This window comes from Gordonia polyisoprenivorans NBRC 16320 = JCM 10675 (assembly GCF_000241325.1).
Lineage (GTDB): Bacteria > Actinomycetota > Actinomycetes > Mycobacteriales > Mycobacteriaceae > Gordonia > Gordonia polyisoprenivorans.
The window spans coordinates 1-1944 of sequence record NZ_BAEI01000051.1; the positions used below are offsets into that span (position 1 = coordinate 1).

Annotated in this window: 3 protein-coding genes; all 3 read right to left on the reverse strand. The window is 60.5% G+C overall.

Annotated elements, in window-relative coordinates:
• A partial coding sequence (locus GOPIP_RS12600) for a hypothetical protein (RefSeq protein ID WP_006370050.1) occupies window positions 1-298 on the reverse strand: 298 nt, incomplete at its 3' end.
• Between the two features lie 330 nt (window positions 299-628).
• Complete coding sequence (locus tag GOPIP_RS12605; protein WP_010844954.1) at window positions 629-1465, reverse strand: TIGR02391 family protein; 837 nt, start codon at window positions 1463-1465, stop codon at window positions 629-631.
• 118 nt (window positions 1466-1583) lie between these two features.
• A partial coding sequence (locus GOPIP_RS12610) for a hypothetical protein (protein WP_006370052.1) occupies window positions 1584-1944 on the reverse strand: 361 nt, incomplete at its 5' end.

Here is a 1944-nt window from a genome sequence, read left to right on the forward strand (position 1 = left end):
GCTCATTCAAGCTCACGATGGCCGCGGTCGATCGAGTCTCCTCGTACTCTGCATACGCTCGCTCGATCTTCGAACGTGCTATACAGAAATCCATGGCCGCAGACGCCATCGCTCCTGCGAGCTGCTCCACAGCAGGCGCTCCGTTGGCATCATGTGCGAGAAAGTGCGTCCGCACGATAGTCGATGTTTCCGGAACTGTGACGGCGTCCTCGAACGCCGGCAGGAAGCTGATCAGCGAGCTGCTCGTGCCCCGAGCTAGCTCGAGGAACTGTTCGACGACCGCCGATTCGTCAATCATCACTCACCCTTGATCGCGCAGCACGTCCTCCCGCGACCGGGGAGGCACGTAGGCAGGATATCGGCGCGATAGGACATTCTGGCGGCGCCACTCGCTGGGCGCGCTGATCTGCCGCCCTCCCGGAGGTCGGCAGCCGCATGAGCAGATTGGTGACGTTCGCAGCGAGGGGGTGGGCACCCAGAAAGCCGGTCGTGATGAAACGGATGAGAGGACTCGTCATAGCGGATCTAGAGCGGGCCGTTGGTTCTGGTGTGGTCCGGACCTGAGACCGTGAGCAGCGACCCGAGCAATCGTTCCTCGGCGCGGATAGCCGCAAGCCAAGCTTTCGGCTCAGTGGGGTGCGGTCAATCTCCTCATTGAGTCGAGCCGACGATGTACGTAGGAGGAGAGCGAGAACGCGTCGTAGAAATCGTTCAGAACCTCATCATTGAAGATTCGGCTGGAGTGCGCGCGCGGGTTTCGGAAGTGCCCGTGGATCCCAACGAGCAGGCTTTTAAAGCCGCGGTGCTCGCTGATGTCGGAGTCTGATTCATGGGCGTTGATGGACCAGGCGGGATGCTCGCGATTGGTTCCGAGGACGCCGTCGTAAAGAGCTGCGCCATCACCCGCCAACCCCGTGATGCCGCGGACTCTTGCTGGGATGCTCTTCGACGCTTCCGACATTGCATGAAACAGAGAACGCCCGATGAGTTCCTCGTCGCAGTAGCGGAATAACTCGCTGTGACACCCTCGGCGCCTCAGCTCAGTTTGAAGTCGTCCGGCCAGGGCGGCACCCTCGGAGATGCTGGATGCCTTCGCTCCGGATGCGAGCTTGCCCGCTTCGTTAACTGCGTAGCCGTAGTACACGAGGAACTGGTTGAGCTGGTCGCGCAGCTCGTCGAAACGAGCTGGCTGAGCGGCATACCGGCTAGGATTCATGGCCTTTGCGATGAATCCGCCCATGACGTTGCCGGCTTGCTGTCGAACCTGGACGTTGTAGAGAGTGACGTACAGGCTGTCGCGCTTGTTGCCGCCCGGCTCACGCTGCCTGACTCCCACCATCTGGAGCAAGGAGTCGATCTCGGAACCGGTGAGTCCCGGATGATCTGTCTGCGAAAGCACGTCGCACACGCCCTTGACGAAATCCGGGGTGAAGGGAGCAATCTTCGGGGGCGTTTGTTTGGGCATAGTGGTCGACATCGAGTGGCTCTGCTCTTAGAGGCGACTGACCAAGGTCTGGCGCCTTGCGATTAGGTGTTATGACGTTCTTATCATTTCGGACGTGGGTCGGACTCGGAGACTTGGCCTACTCGTCCTCCATCACAGGCTCGGGTTGCTGACCGTGCCGTCGACGCCACAAGTCGCCCATGTCGTCGGCGAACTGGAGATCGACCCGTACGTCGGCTGCTCCGGGAGCGCTGTACATCACCTCAGCTGACTGATCACGCGCGATCACGTCAGGGTATTTGTCGACCATCTGCTTCTGCGCGTTCTGAAAAAGCGAGGAGAGGCCAGGCGCACTCATAAGGTGATCCGAGAACATCCCACCGTAGGAACCGAGGTTCACCGGAACACCGAACATCCCCGGCGGGTATATCGAGTTGGCGCGAGAGCCGATGGCATCAAGCGTTCCGCTCATCCCACCCGCCAAACCCTCACGGAAGAGT

Excerpts from the sequence above, each read along its gene's own strand:
- GOPIP_RS12605 (WP_010844954.1), bottom strand. The coding sequence starts at position 1,465 with ATGCCCAAACAAACGCCCCCGAAGATTGCTCCCTTCACCCCGGATTTC.